Below are 21,839 nucleotides of genomic sequence, written 5' to 3'. Positions count from 1 at the left end.
GGAGGTGGACTCGTTGCAACAGCGCAGTTCGACAGTCCAAGAGCCGCCCGGTGCCGTTCCCGCCTACCGGCCGGCCCCGCCGCCGGCGTGGCAGCCGCGTACCGACCCCGCCGCACTGCTGCCCGACACCGAGCCGCTGCGCGTGCTCGGCACGGACGCCGTGGCCGACGCCGACCCCGCGCTGCTGCTCCGGCTCTACGCGGAGCTGGTCCGCGGCCGCCGGTACAACACGCAGGCCACCGCCCTGACCAAGCAGGGCCGCCTTGCCGTGTACCCGTCGACCACAGGCCAGGAGGCGTGCGAGATCGCCGCCGCCCTCGCCCTCGAGGACCGGGACTGGCTCTTCCCCTCGTACCGCGACACCCTGGCGGCCGTCGCCCGGGGCCTCGACCCCGTGCAGGCCCTCACCCTGCTGCGCGGCGACTGGCACACCGGCTACGACCCGCACGAGCACCGCATCGCGCCGCTCTGCACCCCGCTCGCCACCCAGCTCCCGCACGCGGTGGGCCTGGCCCACGCGGCGCGGCTCAAGGGTGACGACGTGGTCGCGCTCGCCATGGTCGGCGACGGCGGCACCAGCGAGGGCGACTTCCACGAGGCGCTGAACTTCGCGGCCGTCTGGCAGGCCCCCGTGGTCTTCTTCGTGCAGAACAACGGCTTCGCGATCTCCGTGCCGCTCGCCAAGCAGACCGCCGCCCCCTCCCTCGCCCACAAGGCCGTCGGATACGGGATGCCCGGCCGGCTCGTCGACGGCAACGACGCGGTCGCCGTCCACCAGGTGCTCACCGAGGCCGTGGCACGCGCGCGGCGCGGCGGCGGGCCCACCCTCGTCGAGGCCATCACCTACCGGATCGACGCCCACACCAACGCCGACGACGCCACCCGCTACCGCGCGGCCGGCGAGGTCGAGACCTGGCGGGCACACGACCCGATCCTCATCCTCGAACGGGAACTGACGGAGCGTGGCCTGCTCGACGAGGACGGCAGGCGCGCGGCGGCCGAGGCCGCCGAGACGATGGCCGCGGAACTGCGCGAGCGGATGAACGCCGACCCGGTGCTCGACCCGATGGACCTCTTCGCCCACGTGTACGCGGAGCAGACCACGCAGCTGCGGGAACAGGCGGCGCAGCTGCGCGCCGAGCTCGAAGCCGAGGGTGAGGCGTGATGACGACCGCGACGACCGGCCCCGCGGCGGCCAAGGCCGGCGGAAACGCCGGCAAGGCCAAGCCCGCGACGATGGCGCAGGCGCTCCAGCGCGCCATGCGCGACGCGATGGCCGAGGACCCGACCGTCCATGTGATGGGCGAGGACGTCGGCACGCTCGGCGGCGTCTTCCGGGTCACCGACGGGCTCGCCAAGGAGTTCGGCGAGGACCGCTGCACGGACACCCCGCTGGCCGAGGCCGGCATCCTCGGCGCGGCCGTCGGCATGGCCATGTACGGCCTGCGGCCCGTCGTGGAGATGCAGTTCGACGCGTTCGCCTACCCGGCGTTCGAGCAGCTGATCTCCCATGTGGCGCGGATGCGGAACCGCACCCGCGGCGCGATGCCGATGCCGATCGTCATCCGCGTCCCGTACGGCGGCGGGATCGGCGGCGTCGAGCACCACAGCGACTCCTCCGAGGCCTACTACACGGCCACCCCCGGCCTCCATGTCGTCGCCCCGGCCACCGTCGAGGACGCCTACGGGTTGCTGCGCGCGGCCATCGCCTCCGACGACCCCGTGATCTTCCTCGAGCCCAAGCGGCTCTACTGGTCCAAGTCGGACTGGTCCCCCGAGGCCCCCGCGCGCGTGGAGCCGATCGGCAAGGCCGTCGTACGGCGGCGGGGCACCGGGGCCACCCTGATCACCTACGGTCCCTCGGTGCCGGTCTGCCTGGAGGCCGCGGAGGCCGCGCAGGCCGAGGGCTGGGACCTGGAGGTCGTCGACCTGCGCTCGCTCGTGCCCTTCGACGACGAGACCGTCTGCGCCTCGGTGCGGCGCACCGGCCGCGCGGTCGTGGTCCACGAGGCGACCGGGTTCGGCGGCCCCGGCGCGGAGATCGCCGCGCGCGTGATGGAGCGCTGCTTCCACCATCTGGAGGCACCGGTGCTGCGGGTCGCGGGCTTCGACATCCCGTACCCGCCGCCCATGCTGGAGCGGCACCATCTGCCCGGCGTGGACCGGGTCCTGGACGCGGTGGCGCGGCTGCAGTGGGAGGCGGGAAGCTGATGGCCCAGGTGCTCGAGTTCAAGCTGCCCGACCTCGGTGAGGGACTCACCGAGGCGGAGATCGTCCGCTGGCTGGTCGCCGTCGGCGACGTCGTCGCCATCGACCAGCCGGTCGTCGAGGTCGAGACGGCCAAGGCCATGGTCGAGGTGCCCTGCCCGTACGGCGGTGTCGTCACCGCCCGGTACGGCGAGGAGGGCACCGAACTGCCCGTCGGCGCGCCGCTCCTGACGGTCGCGGTGGGCGGTACGGGTGCGGGTACGGGAGCGGCGGCGGACGAGACCGGAGCCGACGCGGCTCCTGCCATCGCCGACCCTGCCGCCTCGGAGGGGCCCGCCGCCTCCGCCGTCTCGTCCGAGTACTCGGGCAATGTGCTGGTCGGTTACGGCACGGCCGGGCCCGCCGCCCGGCGCCGTCGCGTACGGCACGAGAGCCCGGCCGTGGCGCGGACGGCCGTGCCCGTCGCCGCCCCGGCGGCGGCGCCCGCCGTCACCGCCCCGCCCGGGGCGACCACCGTCGCTGCCCCGGCCCCGGCGCCCGCCGTCCCGGCCGCGGCGCCCGTGGGCGGGGGGAACGGAGGCCCGGTGCCGGTCATCTCTCCGCTCGTACGGAAGCTGGCCAGGGACCGGGGGCTCGACCTCCGGGAGGTACGCGGCTCGGGGCCCGAGGGGCTGATCCTGCGCGCCGATGTGGAGCTGGCCCTCGCGGCCCTGGACCGTGCGGCCGCCCCGCAGGCGCCCGTACCTGCCGTCACCACCGCCCCGGCGGTCGCCGCCGCGGCCGGTGAGCGGGTTCCGCTGCGCGGGGTCCGCGGCGCCGTGGCGGACAAGTTGTCCCGCAGCCGTACGGAGATCCCGGACGCGACCTGCTGGGTCGACGCCGACGCCACCGAGCTGATGGCCGCCCGGACGGCGATGAACGCGGCGGGCGGGCCGAAGATCTCGCTGCTCGCGCTCCTCGCCCGGATCTGCGTCCATGCCCTGGCCCGGTTCCCCGAGCTCAACTCCACCGTGGACACCGCCGCCAGGGAGATCGTCCGGTTGCCGGCCGTGCACCTCGGCTTCGCGGCCCAGACCCCGCGCGGCCTCGTCGTCCCCGTCGTCAAGGACGCGGGGACCCGCACGGCCGAGTCGCTGACGGCGGAGTTCGCCCGGCTGACGGAGGCGGCCCGGCAGTCCGTGCTGACGCCGGCCGATCTGACGGGCGGCACGTTCACCCTGAACAACTACGGGGTGTTCGGGGTCGACGGCTCCACGCCGATCATCAACCACCCCGAGGCCGCCATGCTCGGCGTCGGCCGGATCATTCCGAAGCCGTGGGTGCACCAAGGCGAACTGGCCGTTCGTCAGGTGGTGCAGCTCTCCCTCACCTTCGACCACCGCGTCTGCGACGGCGGCACGGCGGGCGGTTTCCTGCGGTACGTGGCGGACTGCGTCGAGCAGCCCGCGGTCCTGCTGCGCACGCTCTGACCCCCGACCGGGGGCCTTCGCGCGGTCGCCGCCGCCGGGTTCGTCTCACCAAGGGAGACGCGCCCGACGGCGGAGGCCGGTGGCAGCCCATACTGCTCGGGTGACCACCGCACATGACGCCGTCGTGCTCGCCGGAGGCGCCGCCGAGCGCCTCGGCGGCGCCGACAAGCCCGGTGTACGGATCGGAGGCCGGGCGCTCCTCGACCGGGTCCTCACGGCGGCCCGAGGCGCGGACCGGACCGTGGTCGTCGGAAATCCCCGCCCGACCACCCGGCCCGTCCGCTGGACCAGGGAGGACCCGCCCGGCGGAGGGCCGCTCGCCGCCCTCGGCGCGGGGGCACGGGAGACCAGGGCCGATGTCCTGCTCGTCCTCTCCGCAGACCTGCCCTTCCTGGACGAGGGCACCGTGCGACGCCTGCTCGAGGCGCTCGCCGAGGCCCCCGAGGCCGAGGCCGTGCTCCTCACCGACCCCGAGGGACGGGACCAGCCGCTCGTCGCCGCGTACCGCAGCGGTCCGCTCCGCCGGGAACTGGCACTGATCGCCGAAGATCGCGGCACCCTCTCCGGCGGCCCGCTGCGCCTGCTCACCGGGGCGCTCCGCCTCGCCCGGGTCACCGCGGGCCCCCTCGCCTCCTTCGACTGCGACACCTGGGAGGACATCGCCACGGCCCGGGCCCGCATCAGGGAGCATGGGACCGTGCTGGATGAATGGATCACCGCAGTCAAGGACGAACTGGGCATCGAGCTGGACGTCGACACCGACGTGCTGCTCGACCTGGCCCGTGACGCCGCCCATGGAGTGGCCCGCCCCGCCGCGCCCCTGACCACCTTCCTGGTCGGATACGCGGCGGCGCGCGCGGGCGCCGACGGCGGTCCGGAGGCGGTCGCCGAGGCCGCCCGCAAGGCCGCCGCGCTGGCCCAGCGCTGGGCCGCCGAGCAGGACGAGCAGGACGAGGCCGGATGAGTCCGAGGGAGCCCGCCCCGGTGACCCCGGGCACCGCCACCGACGCCCGCGCCGGGCAGCCGCACCGGGCCACCGCCTGGCCCGAGGCGCGCGCCGCCGCCGTACGCGCCGGGGTCTCCGCTCGGGCCGGCCGGGCGCCGCTGGGCGCCCCCCTGGGGCGGGCACTCGGCCAGGTCCTGGCGGAGCCGCTCCTCGCCCTCACCGATCTGCCGCCCTTCGACACCTCCGCCATGGACGGCTGGGCGGTCTCCGGCCCCGGCCCCTGGACCGTGCGCGAGGACGGCGCCGTGCTCGCCGGGCAGGCGTCCGCGGAGGTGTCGGCCGCCGGTGAGGCCGTACGGATCGCCACCGGCGCCCGCGTCCCCACCGGGACCACCGCCGTCGTCCGTACCGAACACTCCCGTACCGAACACACCCCTACCGAGCAGGCGGGAACGGGCGCCGCCGCCACCCTGCTGCACGCCCTGCGCGAGGTGGTGCCGGGGCAGGACATCCGCCCCCGGGGCCAGGAGTGCCGATCGGGCGACGAGCTGCTCCCCGCGGGCACCACCGTGACCCCCGCCGTGCTGGGTCTCGCCGCCGCCGCCGGCTACGACGAGCTGCCCGTACCGTCCCGCCCCCGGGTGGAGATCCTGGTCCTCGGCGACGAACTGCTCACGGCCGGCCTCCCCCACGAGGGGCTGATCCGTGACGCCCTCGGCCCGATGCTCGGCCCCTGGCTGACGGCGCTCGGCGCCGATGTCCTCGCCACTCGCCGTATCGGTGACGACGCAGAGGAGCTGTACGCCGCCGTCACCGGCTCCACCGCCGACCTCGTAGTCACCACCGGCGGGACCGCCGCCGGGCCCGTGGACCACGTCCACGGAGTGCTCGACAAGGCCGGCGCCACCCTCCTGGTCGACGGGGTGAAGGTCCGTCCTGGCCACCCGATGCTGCTCGCCCGGCTCGACGCCGAACCCGCCCCGGACCGCCCCGTACGGCATCTCGTCGGGCTCCCCGGCAATCCGCTCGCGGCCGTCTCCGGACTCCTCACCCTCGCCGAGCCCCTGCTCACGGCCCTCGCGACCCCGGGAACGGAGGGCGGAACCACCCCGCCCCCGCCCCGCGCCGCCGTGCAGGACGAGGTGCACGGGCATCCGTACGACACGCGGCTCGTCCCGGTCGTCCGCCGCGGTGGCCGGGCCGTACCCCTGCGCTACAACGGCCCGGCCATGCTCCGTGGCATCGCCGCTGCGGACGGCCTGGCCGTCGTGCCACCCGGCGGTGCGCGGTCCGGCCAGGAGCTGGACATCCTCGACCTTCCCTGGCCGACCGAAGCGGGGGCCGTGCCGGCCCAAGGAGCGTGTTTCACGTGAAACTTCCCAGTCGTGACGTGATGGCCCGCCACGCGGACGAGAAGCTCGCCGGCCCCCGGGTCACGCTGCCCCGCCGGGAGGTCGAGCGCCCGCTGCGGCAGGTCGGCAAGCGACTGCTCATGGCGCTCGGCGTGATGGCCCTGACGATCCTCATCGTCTACGTCGACCGCGAGGGCTACCACGACAACGCCAACGAGAAGCTCGGCCTCCTCGACTGCGCCTATTACGCGACCGTGACGCTCTCCACCACCGGGTACGGCGACGTCGTCCCGTCCAGCGACACGGCGCGGCTCGCCAACATCCTGCTGGTCACGCCCCTGCGCGTGCTGTTTCTGATCATCCTGGTCGGCACCACTCTCGAGGTCCTCACCGAGCGGACCCGCGAGGAGTTCCGGCTGAACCGCTGGAGGTCCACCTTGCGCGACCACACCGTCATCGTCGGCTTCGGTACCAAGGGGCGGTCCGCGATCCAGACCCTCTGCGCGACCGGCCTGAGCAAGGAACAGATCGTCATCGTCGATCCGTCCAGCAAGGTGATCGAGACGGCGAACGCGGACGGGTTCGTCGGCGTCATCGGCGACGCGACCCGCAGCGACGTGCTGCTCCGCGCCGAGGTGCAGCGGGCCCGGCAGATCGTCATCGCCACCCAGCGCGACGACACGGCCGTCCTGGTCACCCTCACGGCCCGCCAGCTCAACCGGGGCGCGAAGATCGTCGCCGCGGTCCGCGAGGAGGAGAACGCGCCGCTGCTGCGCCAGTCCGGCGCGGACGCGGTCATCACCAGCGCCAGCGCCGCCGGGCGTCTGCTCGGCCTCTCCGTGCTCAGCCCCAGCGCCGGCACGGTGATGGAGGACCTGATCCAGCAGGGCTCCGGCCTCGACCTGGTGGAACGCCCGGTGACCAAGAGCGAGGCCGGCAAGAGCCCGCGGGAGACCGGCGACCTGGTGGTCAGCGTGCTCCGTGGCCACCGGCTGCTCGGTTACGACGATCCCGCCGCCAACCCGCTCCAGCTCACCGACCGGCTCATCACCATCGTGCGCGCCGCGGCGGTCACCCCGCTCAGCACGCCGCCGGAGGACTGAGCCGACGGCACCCGCCCCCGGGCCCTGCACCACCCCGCCTCGGGGCGGCGGCGGGAGTAGCCTCGCCGCCATGTATGCGATCACGATTCCGGAACCCGGTGGCCCCGAGGCCCTCGTCTGGGCGGAGGTGCCCGATCCCGTACCCGGCGAGGGCGAGGTGCTCGTCGAGGTGGTGGCGAGCGCCGTCAACCGCGCCGATCTGCTCCAGCGCCAGGGCTTCTACGACCCGCCGCCCGGCAACTCCCCGTACCCCGGTCTGGAGTGCTCGGGCCGGATCGCCGCCCTCGGCCCGGGGGTGTCCGGCTGGTCCGTCGGTGACGAGGTGTGCGCGCTGCTCGCCGGCGGCGGTTACGCGGAGAAGGTCGTCGTCCCGGCCGGCCAGCTGCTGCCCGTCCCGGAGGGCGTCGACCTGGCCACGGCCGCCGCGCTGCCGGAGGTCGCCTGTACGGTCTGGTCCAACATCTTCATGATCGCCCACCTGCGGCCGGGCGAGACGCTGCTCGTGCACGGCGGTGCGAGCGGGATCGGCACGATGGCCGTCCAGCTGGCGAAGGCGGTCGGGGCGCGGGTCGCGGTCACCGCCGGGGGCCCCGAGAAGCTGGCGCGCTGCGCCGAGCTCGGCGCGGACATCCTCATCGACTACCGCGAGCAGGACTTCGTCGAGGAGCTGCACAAGGCCACCGACGGGGCGGGAGCGGACGTCATCCTGGACATCGTCGGCGCCAAGTACCTGGAGCGGAACGTGAAGGCGCTGGCCGTGAACGGCCGCCTCGTCGTCATCGGGCTCCAGGGCGGGGTGAAGGGCGAGCTGAACCTCGGGGCGCTGCTCGCGAAGCGCGCGGCCGTCCTGGCGACCACGCTGCGTTCCCGCCCGGTGCAGGAGAAGGCGGCGATCGTCGCCGCCGTACGGGAGCACGTCTGGCCGCTGATCGGCGCGGGCACGGTCCGGCCCGTCGTCGACCGTACGGTGCCGCTGACGGACGCCGCCGAGGGCCACCGCGCCCTGGAATCCGGCGGTCACGTCGGCAAGGTGCTGCTCCTCGCGCCCCGGGCCTGAAGCACCCGGGCCTGAAGCACCCAGGCCTGAATCACCTGCGAGAAACCTGACGCAGCTACGACAAAGGGGCCCGGCACGCGGAGTGCCGGGCCCCTGCTGTCTCTCCCGGGGGCCTACAGGTACGGCCCCGAGCGGACCGCGTGGCCGTGGCCACGGTCGTCGTCGTCCTCGTCGTGCGACGCGCCCGCAGGCAGCGCCCTGCGCATCTGCTCCAGCTGCGCGCGGGCCGCCATCTGCTGGGCGAACAGCGCCGTCTGGATGCCGTGGAAGAGGCCCTCGAGCCAGCCCACGAGCTGGGCCTGCGCGATGCGCAGCTCCGCCTCGGAGGGGATCGCCTCGTCCGTGAACGGCAGGGAGAGACGCTCCAGTTCCTCGACCAGCTCGGGCGCGAGCCCGTCCTCCAGCTCCTTCACGGAGCTGGCGTGGATGTCCTTGAGCCTCACTCGGCTGGCCTCGTCGAGAGGTGCCGCGCGTACTTCCTCCAGGAGCTGTTTGATCATGCTGCCGATCCGCATGACCTTCGCAGGCTGCTCGACCATTTCCGTCACCGGGACCTCGCGGGGTTCGTCGTCGCCCTGAGTGCCGCCGAGCGCCATCCCGTCCTGTCCCACGATGAGGACCTGGGGGCTCTCCTGCGACCTGTCATTCCTCGGCATCTCCATGCCGCCATTCTCTCGTACCCATGCGTCACCACGGGGTGTGCCCCTGTACGAGGGTGATCCACCCTCGTACAGGGGCACAGGACGGCAACGAAGACCGTCAGGTCGCCGCGCGCCGGGCCACCGCGCCGCGCGAGCGGGTCACCAGGGCGGCGAGCAGCGCGGCACCGAGCGGTACGGCGACGAGCAGGCCCGCCAGGGTCTCCCACGGGACGACGATCGGGACGTACGGCAGATCGGACGCGGCCCTCCAGCCCTGGGCGACGGCCTCCTCGTGGAAGCGGATCTGCTGGCGCTCCTCGGTGAGCCGGAGGCCCATCGCGGGCACCAGGCCCGCCGCCGAGCCGAGGATCACGCCCATCGCGGCGACGACTCCGCACTGGAAGCCGCTGAGCGTACGGCGTACCCGGGGCGGAGCGCCCACCGCGGCGAGCGTCTTCAGATCGGCCTCGGCGTCGGCCTGGGCGAGGCCGGTGGCGATACCGGCGGCGCCGATGGTGACCAGGCCCGCGAAGACGGAGAGCGCGAGCAGGATGATGTTGTTGTCGTTGACGAAACCTTCCTCCACGTGGACGTCGACGGTGCTGCCGAGCTTGGTGAGTTCGCCGTCGAGCTTCTGTCGCTGCTCGCTGTCCGGCAGGTGGTCGGTGGAGGCGTACACGCCCAGCGCCACCGTGGAGAGTCCGGCTGCCTTGGCGGTGGCCGGGGTCATCAGGGCCTGGAGGCCGTAGGACTTCGGACTGCCGGGCACGCGGTAGGCGGGAATCGAGCTGACCTTGCCGGGCGCGGGGCGGCCTGCCTCGGCGGCCTTGTCGGCGGCGGCGATGTCGGTGACCTGACGGATCCCGATGGTGCCGTTCTCGTCGACCTGGGCGCGGCTGAAGCTGACGATCTTCCCCTCGGCGAGGGCCTTCACGGCTCCCGCGTCCTCGATGCCGAGGACCTTGAGGACCTTGGCGTCACCGACCAGCAGACCGCCGTCGGTGTAGACGCCGTGGCCGTTCGACGACTGCCGGCACCGCCAGTCCTCGGCCGTCATCTTCCGCCGCTGCTCGGGGGTGAACCGCTCCGTGGGGTCGGCGCCACCGGGAACGGCCACGTACATGGGGCATTCGTTCGCCGGGGGGATGACGATTTCGTAGCGGCCGCAGCCCTCGCCACCGCCCCACAGCGGGCAGCCGGGCCTGCCGACGTTGACGCGCTCGACATCGGCACGGACGTCGACGGGCATGAGGCGCTGGACCGTCTCGCGGACCGCGGGGACGTCCCGGCCGCCCTCCTCCATGACGAAGGCGGAGACAGCCCCGTACGGCAGCTGGGCCTGGTACTCGGCCTTGTACTGGGCCTCGCTGCTGGCCATGTACGTGGCCACGGCGACGGTGCCCGCGACGGCGGCGAGGACGGCGGCGACAGCGGGGGCCGTACGGCCCCGGTTGCGCACGGCGTCCCGCAGCGCGAGCCGCGGCGACAGCGGCAGCCAGCGCCCGGCCCGCCCGAACAGGCCCACCAGGGCCGGGGTCATGGCGACGACACCCAGCTCGGCGATGGCCGAGCCGCCCGCCACCATGATGAACTGCTCGCTGACCATGGAGCCGAAGAGCGCGATGGCGCCGCCGACCAGGACGGCCCCGAGGCCGATCAGGGGCAGCACCCGGCTGCTGCGGCGGACTCCGCGGCGGCCGGTGAGCGAGGCGAGGACCGTCTGCCGGGAGGCGGTGACGGCCGGCACGATCGAGGCGAGCAGACCGGTCAGAACGGCGAGCAGCGCGATGCCGAGGATCTCGAGCGGCCTGACGTCGAAGGCACCGAACCGCTGGCCCATGGCCTCTTCGAGGACCGGCTGGAGCGCCAGGGTGAGGACCAGCGCGAGCACCGTACCCGTGACGGCCGCGCCGACACCGATGACCAGACCGCCGCTCAGCACGATCGCCCGGATATGGCTGCGGGCACCGCCGTTGGCCCCGACCAGTCCGAGCTGGCGGCGCGAGCGGCGGGCGCCGACCGCGAAGGCCGGTCCGGCGAGCAGACAGATCTCCAGCATCGCCAGGCCGACGACGGTGCCGAGGGCGGCGAGTTCGGCGACGTTCGCCGCCGAGCTGTCGTTGAAGTTGCCCCAGCCCTCCTTCTGGAAGAGCGGGACCTCGGAGTCGGCCGGCGGGTCGAGCAGCACGGCACGCGAGGCGACGACCACACCCTTGGTGTTGAGCTCCTTGACCATGTTCCACGTGAAACCACCGGGCTTGCGCACCAGATACGTGGTGGAGGCGCCGGGAGCGGGCAGACCGTCCTTCTCGGCGGCCTTCGCGTACGGCGCGAGGAAGGCCCCCGGCAGCGCGTTGACCTGGTCGGCCTTCAGCGAGCCGGGAAGTTCGTAGGAGCCGACGATCCGGTACGGGCGGTCGAAGTTGCGGGCGGAAAGGTTCGAGCCGACCGCCAGGCCACTGGTCTCCAGGAAGTGAGAGGTCGCCATGACCTCGTCGTTCTTCTCCGGGAAACGCCCGTCGAGGAGCGTCATGATGCCGCGGGCGATCGGATCGCCCGCCTTGAGCTCACGGATCTCGGTCATGAGCAGACCGTGAGTCGTCGTCACCTTGGCGGAGCCGCTGCTGTCCGTGAGGATCGTGGAACCCGCCGGGAGGCTCTTGGTGACATCGGTTTCGCCGGTCGGCCAGGCCCCGTCCCCGTAGTCCTTGGCCGTCGTGTTCAACTCGCCGAGCGGATCCTGGAGGATCGGCACCCCGCCGTAGCCGGCGTCCTTGAACTGGGCGTCGGCCGCGCCGATCGTGCGGTCCGCCCGCTCGGCGGGCGACAGCTCGGAGCTGCGGATGGTCAGATCCAGGGCGCTGACACCCAGGATCGGCAGGGCGATCATGGCCAGGACGAGGGCGCTGCGGCCCTTGGAACGCCAGGCGTCACGACGGGCGATGCGTATCGCGGCCCGCCAGGAGTGGAACCAGATCTTCACGCCTCAGCCACCTGGCCCGACAGCAGGGAATCGGCCTCGCTGCGCACGGTCTGGTCGACGATGGCGCCGTCCCGCAGGAACACGACGCGGTCGGCCCAGGCGGCGAACCGCGGCTCGTGGGTGACGAGGACGCCGGCGGCGCCCGCGTCGCAGCGGCTGCGGAGGAGGGCGAGCACGGACTCGCCGGTCTCGGAGTCGAGGGCGCCGGTCGGCTCGTCGGCGAGGACGAGCCTGCGGTCGCCGACGAGGGCGCGGGCGATGGCGACACGCTGCTGCTGGCCGCCGGACATCTCGTCGGGGAAGCGGTCGGCGAGGTGGCCGAGCCCCATCTCCTCCAGAGCGCCCAGGGCCTCGACACGCGCCTTGCGGGCGGAGGTCCCGTCCAGCTCACGGGGCAGGGCCACGTTCTCGGCCGCGGTGAGCGCCGGGATGAGGTTGTAGTCCTGGAAGACGTAACCGATGCTGCGGCGGCGCAGGGCCGCCAGCTCCTTGACGCCGGCGGTGGTGATGTCGGTGTCCTCGACGATGACCCTGCCCGAGGTGGCGGTGTCGAGGCCGCCCGCGATGGTCAGGAGCGTGGACTTGCCGGAGCCGGACGGACCCATGACGGCGACGAGTTCACCGGGGTACACGGCGAGGTCGATGCCGCGCAGGGCATGCACCTCGGTGGCGCCCGCGCCATGGACACGGGTCAGGTTCTGCAGTTGCAGCACGGGCTGCTGTGCGGACATGAGGGGTCCCCCCTTGGACGTACGCGGCGGTCGGCCGGGTACGGGAACGAGCGGTGAAAGGTGGTGCGTCAGTGGTCCCGGGGCCGTGCGGCATCCGTCCGTGCGGTGGCGGATGCGGCGACGGGAGGTGCTGCCTCGGCGGGCGGCGCGTCCGGAGCGGACGCGATCGGCCCGGCCGGTGCGGCCGACGAGCTCGGGGCGGCCGACGGGCTCGGGGCGCCCGGTGCGCTCGGGGTGTTCGCGGCCGTCGCCGACAGGCGGATCAGCCGGGACTCGCAGTGGTCCAGCCAGCGCGCTTCGGCCTCGGTCTGGAAGATCAGCTGCTCCAGGACGAGCAGCCAGGCCACGTCGTCCCGTTCGCGGGCCGCGCTGCTCTCGACGGCGACGAGAGCCTGGGCCTTGAGGCGGGTGTAGTCCTGCATCGCCTTCACGGTGTGCCGGCGCTGGGACTGGATGACGGCGCGGATGTCGACACCGGGGGCGCCCACGGCCATGGCGAGCTTGATGGCCAGCTCGTCACGGGCGGGGCTGGTGCGGTCGACCGGGTTCTCGAACCAGGTCCTGAGCTCGGCGCGGCCGCTGTCGGTGATCGCGTAGAGCGCGTGCCCGGCCGCGTCCTCGCCGCCCTGGGCGACCATGCCGTCGCGCTCCAGCCGGCTCAGGGTCGTGTAGACCTGGCCGACGTTGAGCGGCCAGGTGGAGCCGGTGCGGGACTCGAACTCCGTACGGAGCTGGGAGCCGTACCGAGGGCCGCGTTCGAGGAGGGCGAGAAGCCCGTGACGGATCGACATACTCAGTATGTATACCGGGTATGCCTGCGCGAACAACCGCCCTGAGACGGAAGCGTCAGGTCCGCCTCAAGGGGGACCCCGGCGGGCCGAAGGGCTCAGCGGCGGCGCATCCGTAGCCCGAGAAAACCGATCCCGAGCCCCATCAGGGCCAGCCCCATTCCCAGGGTGAGGACAGGAATCCGCTGGTCGACGAGGGCGGGAGCGGCTTCGGCCGCCCCGCGCGGCGCGGCGGCGGGCCGGCTCGCGGGCGCCACCTCCGTCAGGACGGGGTCCTCCTCGCGTACCGCTTCGGCCTCTTCCTCCACGCCCTCCGGGGCACCCGGGTCTGTTGCCGTTTCGGTACGGGAGTCGTCGGACGAGGGCTCCGTGGCGCTCGGCGGCACGGAGCGGCCGGGCCGGGTCCGCCCCTCACCCGCCGGCCGGCCCGCGAGGGAGGCGGAGCCGCTGGGGGCGGGGGCGTCGCTGGGCTCGGCCCTCGACGCGGACGGGGCCGGCGCCCCGGTGCCGGTCGGCGCGGGCGCTGGGGGCGCGAGCGCCGGGGGTGGGGGCGTACCGGGGCCCCCGGTACGCCCCGGCGAAGCAGAGGCAGGGACAGAAGCGGAGCCGGATGCGGATGCGGAAGAGGAAGCGGACGCGGACGCGGACGCCGAAGGGGAAGAGGAACGGGACGGGCTGACGGTCGCGGACGGCGCGGCAGAGGATGAGGAAGGGGCCCCAGGCGAGGTCGAAGAAGGCGACGGCGCGGGGGTGGTGCGGGCCGCGGGCGGCGGAGCCGTGGTCGCCGCCGACGCGCCGGCGGTCGCCTCCATCCCGTACGCCAGGCCCCGCCCGTACGCCACGCCCTGCCCGTACCCGAGGGGCGCGGCGTACAGGGTGCACGCGCAGGTGAACACGCAGGTGAGCGCGGGGCCGAGAGCCCGCGCGCGCGCCCTGCGGAGTACTGGAGTCACCGGGTGACCCCCTCCCGTACCGAGCAGCCGAGATGGTCGACTCAGCGTCACATGACGGGACGTTTCCGGCATCCGGGACGGGGTCAGCAGGTGTAAGAGGGGGGCGCCAGGACTACTGCGGCGGGTTGCCCGTCGAGATCTTGAGAGTGAACTCGGCGTCCTTGGCGGCGATGTCCTCACCGGCCGGCGGGTACTGCTCCAGGACCGTGCCCTCGCCGTACGTCGCCTCGTCCACCGGGGTCTGGGTCATGATCTTCCATCCGGCGGCCTGGACGCAGTCCTTCACCGACTGGATGTTCTTGTACATGAAGTTGGGGACCTCGAACTTCTCGGGGTCGTCGCTCGACTCCCTCGGCTGGGAGCACTTCTTCGGGTCGATCGTCTTGGTCAGGTCGGGACCCTTGTGGCCCGGCGCCGCGGTCTGGCTCTGCTGTGTCTCCGTGCCGCCGGTGCCGCCCGCCTCCGTGCCCGGGTCGTCGTCCTTCATATTGGTCACCACGAGCACTCCGCCGATCGCGAGCAGCGCGGCGACGATCGCGCCCACCAGCATCGGCGTCCGCCGCGAACCGCCGCCCGTCGAGGCGGGTGCGGGCGTGTGCACCGGCGCGTACGGCGCGGGGCCCGGGGTCTGGTACGACGCCGGGGCCGGGGCGGGGGTCTGGTACGACACCGGCGCGGGCGTCGGCGCCTGCTGCGGGTAGCCGTACGACGGCGCGGGCGCGGGGGTCGCGGGGCCGTACGGTCCCGGCTGGTAGGGCTGGTGCACGCCGTGCGGGCCGGGCTGCGGGGTCGGCGGCGGGGTCTGGCCGACGGGCGGGAAGACCGCCGAGCCGACGCCCGCGCCGCTGCTGACCGGACCGCCGCCCTGGACGATCATCGGAGCGCCGGTCTGGCCTGCCGAGAGCACCCGCAGGCACTCGTCGCGCATCGCCGCCGCGCTCGGGAACCGCTCGTTCGGGTTCTTTCGCAACGCGCGGGCGACGAGCGCGTCCATCGCCGGCGTCACCGCCCGGTTGACGGTGGACGGGGCGACCGGCTCCTCCTGCACGTGCGCGTACGCGATGGCGAGGGCGGAGTCGGCGTCGAAGGGGAGACGGCCCGTGAGGAGCTGGAAGAGCATGATGCCGACCGAGTAGAGGTCGGAGCGGGCGTCCACCGGGCGCCCGAGGGCCTGTTCGGGGGAGAGGTACTGCGGAGTGCCGACGACCATGCCGGTCTGCGTCATCGACGTGACGCCGGACTGCATGGCCCGCGCGATGCCGAAGTCCATGACCTTGACCACGCCGCGCTTGGTCGTCATCACGTTGCCGGGCTTGATGTCGCGGTGGACCAGGCCCATCTCGTGGCTGACCTCGAGGGCGGCCAGCACGTCGGCCGTGACCTTCAGCGCCTTGTCGGCCGGCATCGCGCCGTACTGCCTGACGTCCGAGGCGAGGACCGAGCCGAGCGGCTGCCCCTCCACGTACTCCATGACGATGTACGGCATGACGGCACCGCCGAGGTCGTCCTCGCCGGTGTCGAAGACCGAGACGATGTTGGTGTGCGAAAGCTTCGCGACCGCCTGCGCCTCGCGCCGGAACCGCTCGCGGAACGACTGCTCCCGGCCGAGCTCGGTGTGCAGCGTCTTGATGGCGACCTGCCGGTCGAGCGCGCTGTCGTAGGCCAGGTACACCGACGCCATGCCGCCCTCGCCGAGAAGGTCACGCAGCTGGTACCGGCCGCCCGCGACCGAACCGCCCGCATAGCGGCCCTGTGCGCCGTCCTGGCTCATCTGTGCTTCCCCCTACGCGCGCGTGGCGGCGTTGATCCGGAATTTCCTGGCCAAGTCTGCCCGAGGGCAGTGACACGTCAAGCCGGGTGCCCGTTCCGTGACCCTCCGCACAGGAAGCGTTTCCGTAGCTGCGGAGGAAAGCGTCGAATTTGCACAGGTGTACGCGGAGGGGGTTGGATGGCCCGTCCATCTCGGACCGTGATGTCGTACGGAGCCTGTAGCGTGACGACTGGACACGGCACGACAGACGACGGCGAGGACTGATGGCACCCGAATCCGGATCAGGTGGCGGTGTGCCGGACGCGTCAGCGGAGTCCTGGGGCGTCGGCGGAGTCGTCGGCGACGGGCGTTACCGCCTGACCCACCGTCTGGGCCGCGGCGGCATGGCCGAGGTGTTCGCCGCCGAGGACGTACGGCTCGGCCGCACCGTCGCCGTGAAGCTCCTCCGCGCCGACCTCGCCGAGGACCCGGTCTCCAAGGCACGCTTCACCCGCGAGGCGCAGTCCGTCGCCGGGCTCAACCACCATGCCATCGTCGCCGTGTACGACTCCGGCGAGGACCTCGTGGCCGGCCGGCCCGTGCCGTACATCGTGATGGAGCTGGTCGAGGGCCGCACCATCCGCGACCTGCTGCTCAGCGCCGAGGCCCCCGGGCCCGAGCAGGCCCTCATCATCGTCTCCGGGGTCCTGGAGGCGCTGGCCTACTCGCACCAGCACGGCATCGTGCACCGCGACATCAAGCCGGCGAACGTGATCATCACCCACGGCGGCGCCGTCAAGGTCATGGACTTCGGCATCGCCCGCGCCCTGCACGGCGCGCAGTCGACGATGACCCAGACCGGCATGGTCATGGGCACCCCGCAGTACCTCTCGCCCGAGCAGGCGCTCGGCAAGGCCGTCGACCACCGCTCCGACCTGTACGCGACCGGCTGCCTCCTCTACGAACTTCTCGCGCTGCGGCCCCCGTTCACCGGTGAGACCCCGTTGTCCGTCGTGTACCAGCACGTCCAGGACGCGCCGGTCCCGCCGTCCGACGTCACGCAGTCCGTGCCGCCGGAGCTCGACGGGCTGGTGATGCGCTCGCTCGCGAAGGAGCCGGACGACCGGTTCCAGAGCGCCGAGGAGATGCGCGGCCTCATCCAGTACAGCCTGCAGATGCTCCAGCAGCAGGGCGGCCACACCGGTACGTGGAACACCGGGCCGGTCGAGACGCACGACGGCGGACACACCCCGGTCGGCGGCATGGCCGCGACGACCGCCCTGGGTCACCCGATGCACGGCGAGACCGCGTCGCACGGCCCGATCCTGCCGCCGGTCAACCCGGACGACGGCGGATACGGCTACGACGGCGGTACGGGCGGCACCGGCGGCTACGGCCAGAACGGGGCCTACAACTCGCAGGGCGGCGGGAACGGCAGGCACGGCAAGGTGTGGCTGCTCGCGGCGCTCGCGGTGATCGCGGTCGTCGCCGGAGTCGTCTTCGCGCTCGACAAGACCGGCGGGAAGGGCGGCGAGAAGGGCGTCATCACGCCGACCGTCAGCACCGCGCCGTCGTCGGCCTCCGAGGAGCCCACTCCCTCGCAGGAGACGAGCGAGGAGCCGTCGCAGGACCCGGGCACGACGGGCGGCGGCCAGAGCCAGGCTCCGTGGCCGCCGGAGACGACGTACGACCCGCCGGCCACCACGACCACGCCGCCGTCCCAGGAGCCGACGGGCGAGCCGACGACGACCCCGCCCACCACGACCGAGGGCACGCCGACGCCGACGGGCACGCCGACGGGCGGCGAGACGACGGGCGGCGGCGAGCCCACCGGCGGCGAGACGACGGGCGGCGGCGAGCCCACCGGGGGCAACGGCAACACGGGCACGACGGCACCGCCGGACGCCGGCGCCGAGACCCGCTGACGCGACTGCCGGCGCGTGCTGCCGACGCGTCCTGCCGGTGCGTCCTCCGGCACGTCCGGCGGCCGGGTGACGCGTCCGCTCACGCCGTGAACGAGCGTCCGGCGGCCGGGTTGCGCCGTCCTTTCACGCCGTGAACGCGTCGCGGACCGCCGCGTACTCGCGGGTCCACCAGACCGCCAGGGCCGACACCGCCGGAAACTGCGGGTCGGCCCTTCGGTCGTGCAGCTGGTAGCGCCAGCGCAGGGTCCAGAAGTCGTTGAGCCGCTCCCACCACACCCGGTGCGCCGCCGCCGCCAGCTCGGCGCGGTCGGCGCCCGCCGCCCGCCGGTACGCGCGCGCGTACGCCCGCACCTTCTCCAGGGCCAGCTCACCGCCCGGCCGTACGAAGAAGATCGCGGCGGCCCTGACCGCCTCCTCGGCCCTGGGGCGGACCGCGAGCCGGTCCCAGTCGACGATCGCGGCGGGCTCCGCGCCGCGGTAGAGCAGGTTCAGCGGGTGGAAGTCGCCGTGCACCCAGCCGGCGGCTGCGGCGGGCGGCGGCCGGTGGTGGGCGTGCTGGGCGAGCAGCCGGCGCCGCTCCCTGAGCCGGTGCTCGGCGAGCGCGTCGAAGCTGTCGCGGGGGCGGTGGGCGCGGGCGAGGCGGATCAGTTCGTCGATGGCCCGGAAGGTGTCCTGGAGGTCGGCGCTCGCGCAGACGTCCCCTCCGGCGGCCCCGGACGTCCCGTCCGGCCCCGGCCCCGGGGGCTCCATCACCCGGTCGAGGGCGGTGTGGACCTGCCCGAGGAGGGTGCCGAGGCGCCGGGAGCAGCCGGCGGAGAGCTGGGCGCCGTCGCGGTGGCGGCCGTCGATCCACGGGTGCAGGGCGTAGCAATGGCCGCCGATGACGGCGACCGTGCGGCCGGTGGCGTCGGGCAGCGGTGGGGCGACGGGCAGGCCGAGGGCGTGCAGTCGCTGGGTGGCGCGGTGCTGGCGGGCGATGGTGGCGCGGTCGGCGGTGGGGGCGTCCAGGTGCTGCTTGAGGAAGTAGGTGCCGCGGGTGGTGGAGAGCCGGAAGCCCCGGTTGAGGAGCCCCTCGGCGACGGGCACGCAGGCCAGGGGCTCCCCGGCATGCCGATGGCGACGCAGCAGGGCGCCGAGGGGCGGGTCGGGCGCCGGGAGTGTTTCAGATGAGCGCGGCACCCGCCAGATGTTAGATCACGCTACGTGGTGAAGATGTCGCCGTACGGAGTGGGGGGCGGGCCGGGTCGTCGGCGTCTCGCTCGCGTAGTCGAGCGCGTGCACCGTCACGAACTGCGGTTCGATCCGCATGTAGACCGGCGCGAAGGGCTCACCGTCCGCCTGCTCGGGTGCGGGACCGAAGGCCGCGAGCTCCTCCTCGGTCGGTTCGACGATCTCGGCGGTGCCGGTGAACTGCACGGACCAGAGGTTCTCGGAGCCCGAGTTGAAGTTGTCCGCGCCGTACGCGACGACGCTGCCGTTGCAGGCGCGGTGGTAGCCGAGCCCCTGGTGCATCCGGAGCACGACGCGGCCGTCGGTCACGATGTGCCGGGCGGGGGCGACGAACGGCATCGCCCGCATGCTCGTCGCCACCCGGCCGTACGACACGCGGCCGAGCATCTCGATGGCGCGGATCTCGTCGGTGGACATGGCCTCCACTCTCCGCCACCGGCACCGTGTCGGAAAGGGGCCCCTCGCCCTGCCCCAAGGGGGCCGTAAGTCCCGAATCGCCGACCCCCGGGTCAGCGGCGCTCCGCCTGGAGCCGCGCCACATAGGCCGCGGCCTGCGAGCGTCGCTCCATGCCCAGCTTCGACAGCAGGCTGGAGACGTAGTTCTTGATGGTCTTCTCCGCGAGGTGGAGCCGCTCGCCGATGACCCGGTTGGTCAGGCCCTCACCGATCAGGTCCAGGATCTTGCGCTCCTGCTCCGTCAGGTTGGAGAGCTTGTCGTCACGCTTCGGATTGTTCCCGTCGCGCAGCCGCTCCAGGACGCGGGCGGTCGCCACCGGGTCGAGCAGTGACTTGCCCGCCGCCACGTCCCGTACCGCGTTCAGCAGTTCGTTGCCCCGGATGGCCTTGAGCACGTAACCCGAGGCCCCGGCCATGATCGCGTCGAAGAGTGCCTCGTCGTCCGCGTACGAGGTCAGCATCAGGCATGTGATGCTCTCGTCCCGCGATCGGATCTCGCGGCAGACCTCCACCCCGCTGCCGTCGGGCAGGCGCACGTCGAGCACGGCCACGTCGGGACGGGTCGCGGGGATCCTGACCAGGGCATCCGCCGCCGTGCCGGCCTCGCCGACCACCTCGATGTCGTCCTCCACGGAGAGCAACTCGTGGACGCCGCGCCGGACCACTTCGTGGTCGTCCAGCAGAAATACCCGGATTTTTCCTTCTTCGCGCACGCGGTCAGTCTCACATATTGGCTCTTCCCGCGCCCGGGGTGCGCGGGATAACGTGCCGCTTGTTCCGACGACGGTGTCGGGCCGTTGTCCACGCCCTGACCAGGGCGGAGTCCCCGCTTTTCTCGATTTACTTGGAAATCCAAGCAAAATCGCAGGTCAGGTGGGGTTTCGCGGGAATGCCGCACTGTGGGTAACGTGCCTATGACGGCGTTCGTCGGGGCACCTGTCACGCCTGACCCCGACCGCGTCGCACCCACCCCGTGCGAAGGTACGGACAAGGCGGAGCCGCACTGGCCCACCCGGCGAACCCGGAGGCCGGACCGACGGAGGAGCACGCACGTGACCGTGGAGAGCACTGCCGCGCGCAAGACGACGCGACGCAGCAGCGGCACCAAGCGCACCGCAAGCGCGAGCACGAGCACCACCAAGAAGACGAGCACGCGCGCCTCGGCGGGAGCGACGGAGCCCGAGCTCGTCCAGCTGCTGACGCCCGAGGGAGAGCGCGTCCAGCACCCCGATTACGACATCGACCTGAGCGCCGATGAGCTGCGCGGTCTCTACCGCGACATGGTGCTCACCCGTCGCTTCGACGCCGAGGCCACCTCGCTGCAGCGCCAGGGCGAGCTGGGCCTGTGGGCCTCGCTGCTCGGCCAGGAGGCGGCCCAGATCGGTTCCGGCCGGGCCCTTCGGGACGACGACTACGTCTTTCCCACCTATCGCGAGCACGGTGTCGCGTGGGTCCGTGGCGTCGACCCGACGAATCTGCTGGGAATGTTCCGTGGTGTGAACCACGGTGGCTGGGATCCCAACAGCAACAATTTCCACCTGTACACGATCGTTCTCGGTTCGCAGACCCTGCACGCCACCGGCTATGCCATGGGTATCGCCAAGGACGGCGCGGATTCCGCCGTGCTCGCGTACTTCGGTGACGGCGCCTCCAGCCAGGGTGACGTCAACGAGTCGTTCGTCTTCTCCGCGGTCTACAACGCCCCCGTCGTGTTCTTCTGCCAGAACAACCAGTGGGCCATTTCCGAGCCCATCGAGAAGCAGACGCGCGTCCCGCTCTACCAGCGGGCCAGCGGCTTCGGCTTCCCCGGTGTCCGCGTCGACGGCAACGACGTCCTGGCCTGTCTGGCCGTGACCCGTTCGGCCCTCGAGCGGGCTCGCCGCGGCGAGGGCCCGACCCTCATCGAGGCGTTCACCTACCGCATGGGCGCCCACACCACCTCCGACGACCCGACGCGCTACCGCCGTGACGCGGAGCGCGCGGAGTGGGAGGCCAAGGACCCGATCCTGCGTCTCAAGGCGTACCTGGAGAACGAGGGCCACGCCGACGCGGCCTTCTTCGAGGAGCTGGAGGCGGAGAGCGAGGCGCTCGGCAAGAGCGTCCGCGAGGCCGTCCGCGCCATGCCCGTCCCGGAGCACATGGCGATCTTCGACCACACGTACGCGGACGGGCACGCGCTCGTCGACGAGGAGCGCGCGCAGTTCGCCGCCTACGAGGCGTCCTTCGCGGCCGGAGAGGACGAGTAAT

General features: G+C 73.0%; 19 protein-coding genes. 9 read left to right on the top strand and 10 right to left on the bottom strand.

Features of this window, described 5'->3' with window-relative positions:
- Nucleotides 1-4: 4 nt before the first annotated feature.
- The 7 genes from pdhA (ACIRB7_RS19340) to ACIRB7_RS19310 all read left to right on the top strand — a co-directional run bounded on the left by pdhA (ACIRB7_RS19340) (nucleotide 5) and on the right by ACIRB7_RS19310 (nucleotide 8,135).
- Entirely contained in the window at nucleotides 5-1,165 is a 1,161-nt protein-coding gene (gene pdhA / locus ACIRB7_RS19340) for a pyruvate dehydrogenase (acetyl-transferring) E1 component subunit alpha (protein ID WP_403600000.1), read from the top strand.
- Entirely contained in the window at nucleotides 1,165-2,211 is a 1,047-nt protein-coding gene (locus tag ACIRB7_RS19335; protein WP_403599815.1) for an alpha-ketoacid dehydrogenase subunit beta, read from the top strand. Before pdhA (ACIRB7_RS19340) ends, ACIRB7_RS19335 begins: the two co-directional genes overlap by 1 nt.
- Nucleotides 2,211-3,677, top strand: coding sequence for a dihydrolipoamide acetyltransferase family protein (locus ACIRB7_RS19330; protein ID WP_403599812.1), 1,467 nt, complete (start codon nucleotides 2,211-2,213; stop codon nucleotides 3,675-3,677). Before ACIRB7_RS19335 ends, ACIRB7_RS19330 begins: the two co-directional genes overlap by 1 nt.
- Before the next feature lie 100 nt (nucleotides 3,678-3,777).
- On the top strand, nucleotides 3,778-4,641 hold the full coding sequence (locus ACIRB7_RS19325; RefSeq protein ID WP_403599809.1) for an NTP transferase domain-containing protein: 864 nt from the start codon (nucleotides 3,778-3,780) through the stop codon (nucleotides 4,639-4,641).
- Complete coding sequence (locus tag ACIRB7_RS19320) at nucleotides 4,638-5,996, top strand: molybdopterin molybdotransferase MoeA (RefSeq protein ID WP_403599806.1); 1,359 nt, start codon at nucleotides 4,638-4,640, stop codon at nucleotides 5,994-5,996. The genes ACIRB7_RS19325 and ACIRB7_RS19320 overlap by 4 nt, the downstream gene beginning before the upstream one ends.
- Nucleotides 5,993-7,078 (top strand): potassium channel family protein, encoded by a 1,086-nt coding sequence (locus ACIRB7_RS19315; protein WP_403599803.1) that lies wholly within the window; start codon nucleotides 5,993-5,995, stop codon nucleotides 7,076-7,078. The genes ACIRB7_RS19320 and ACIRB7_RS19315 overlap by 4 nt, the downstream gene beginning before the upstream one ends.
- 70 nt (nucleotides 7,079-7,148) lie before the next feature.
- Complete coding sequence (locus tag ACIRB7_RS19310) at nucleotides 7,149-8,135, top strand: NAD(P)H-quinone oxidoreductase (RefSeq protein WP_403599800.1); 987 nt, start codon at nucleotides 7,149-7,151, stop codon at nucleotides 8,133-8,135.
- Nucleotides 8,136-8,248: 113 nt separating this feature from the next.
- Here ACIRB7_RS19310 and ACIRB7_RS19305 read toward each other — a convergent pair whose 3' ends face one another.
- From ACIRB7_RS19305 to ACIRB7_RS19275, 7 genes are all read right to left on the bottom strand, one after another.
- Nucleotides 8,249-8,797, bottom strand: coding sequence for a bacterial proteasome activator family protein (locus ACIRB7_RS19305; RefSeq protein WP_403599797.1), 549 nt, complete (start codon nucleotides 8,795-8,797; stop codon nucleotides 8,249-8,251).
- Between the two features lie 97 nt (nucleotides 8,798-8,894).
- On the bottom strand, nucleotides 8,895-11,759 hold the full coding sequence (locus ACIRB7_RS19300; RefSeq protein ID WP_403599794.1) for an FtsX-like permease family protein: 2,865 nt from the start codon (nucleotides 11,757-11,759) through the stop codon (nucleotides 8,895-8,897).
- On the bottom strand, nucleotides 11,756-12,490 hold the full coding sequence (locus tag ACIRB7_RS19295) for an ABC transporter ATP-binding protein (RefSeq protein WP_403599791.1): 735 nt from the start codon (nucleotides 12,488-12,490) through the stop codon (nucleotides 11,756-11,758). The genes ACIRB7_RS19300 and ACIRB7_RS19295 overlap by 4 nt, the downstream gene beginning before the upstream one ends.
- 68 nt (nucleotides 12,491-12,558) lie before the next feature.
- Nucleotides 12,559-13,281 (bottom strand): PadR family transcriptional regulator, encoded by a 723-nt coding sequence (locus tag ACIRB7_RS19290; RefSeq protein WP_403599788.1) that lies wholly within the window; start codon nucleotides 13,279-13,281, stop codon nucleotides 12,559-12,561.
- Between the two features lie 95 nt (nucleotides 13,282-13,376).
- The gene (locus tag ACIRB7_RS19285; RefSeq protein ID WP_403599785.1) at nucleotides 13,377-13,586 is read right to left on the bottom strand and encodes a hypothetical protein; all 210 of its coding nucleotides are present in this window, start codon (nucleotides 13,584-13,586) and stop codon (nucleotides 13,377-13,379) included.
- Nucleotides 13,587-13,689: 103 nt separating this feature from the next.
- A complete protein-coding gene (locus ACIRB7_RS19280) occupies nucleotides 13,690-14,160 on the bottom strand; it encodes a hypothetical protein (protein ID WP_403599782.1) in 471 nt (156 codons plus the stop codon).
- 183 nt (nucleotides 14,161-14,343) lie between these two features.
- The gene (locus ACIRB7_RS19275) at nucleotides 14,344-16,002 is read right to left on the bottom strand and encodes a protein kinase (protein WP_403599780.1); all 1,659 of its coding nucleotides are present in this window, start codon (nucleotides 16,000-16,002) and stop codon (nucleotides 14,344-14,346) included.
- Between the two features lie 263 nt (nucleotides 16,003-16,265).
- Between ACIRB7_RS19275 and ACIRB7_RS19270 the strand changes: the two genes are divergently transcribed.
- Entirely contained in the window at nucleotides 16,266-17,906 is a 1,641-nt protein-coding gene (locus ACIRB7_RS19270; RefSeq protein ID WP_403599777.1) for a protein kinase, read from the top strand.
- Nucleotides 17,907-18,029: 123 nt separating this feature from the next.
- On the opposite strand, the gene ACIRB7_RS19265 is transcribed toward ACIRB7_RS19270, so the two are convergent.
- The 3 genes from ACIRB7_RS19265 to ACIRB7_RS19255 all read right to left on the bottom strand — a co-directional run bounded on the left by ACIRB7_RS19265 (nucleotide 18,030) and on the right by ACIRB7_RS19255 (nucleotide 20,305).
- On the bottom strand, nucleotides 18,030-19,085 hold the full coding sequence (locus ACIRB7_RS19265) for a phosphotransferase (RefSeq protein WP_403599774.1): 1,056 nt from the start codon (nucleotides 19,083-19,085) through the stop codon (nucleotides 18,030-18,032).
- 15 nt (nucleotides 19,086-19,100) lie between these two features.
- Entirely contained in the window at nucleotides 19,101-19,553 is a 453-nt protein-coding gene (locus tag ACIRB7_RS19260) for a pyridoxamine 5'-phosphate oxidase family protein (RefSeq protein WP_403599771.1), read from the bottom strand.
- A 92-nt stretch (nucleotides 19,554-19,645) separates the two neighbouring features.
- Nucleotides 19,646-20,305 carry a response regulator gene (locus ACIRB7_RS19255; protein ID WP_403599769.1) on the bottom strand — a complete coding sequence of 220 codons (660 nt, stop codon included), beginning with the start codon at nucleotides 20,303-20,305 and terminating at the stop codon, nucleotides 19,646-19,648.
- Nucleotides 20,306-20,644: 339 nt separating this feature from the next.
- Between ACIRB7_RS19255 and pdhA (ACIRB7_RS19250) the strand changes: the two genes are divergently transcribed.
- A complete protein-coding gene (pdhA, locus tag ACIRB7_RS19250; RefSeq protein ID WP_403599766.1) occupies nucleotides 20,645-21,838 on the top strand; it encodes a pyruvate dehydrogenase (acetyl-transferring) E1 component subunit alpha in 1,194 nt (397 codons plus the stop codon).
- Nucleotide 21,839 lies beyond the last annotated feature (1 nt).

The sequence above is a fragment of the Streptomyces sp. NPDC093795 genome (assembly GCF_044764665.1).
Taxonomy (GTDB): Bacteria; Actinomycetota; Actinomycetes; order Streptomycetales; family Streptomycetaceae; genus Streptomyces.
This window is presented reverse-complemented; position numbering and strand designations above follow the sequence as displayed.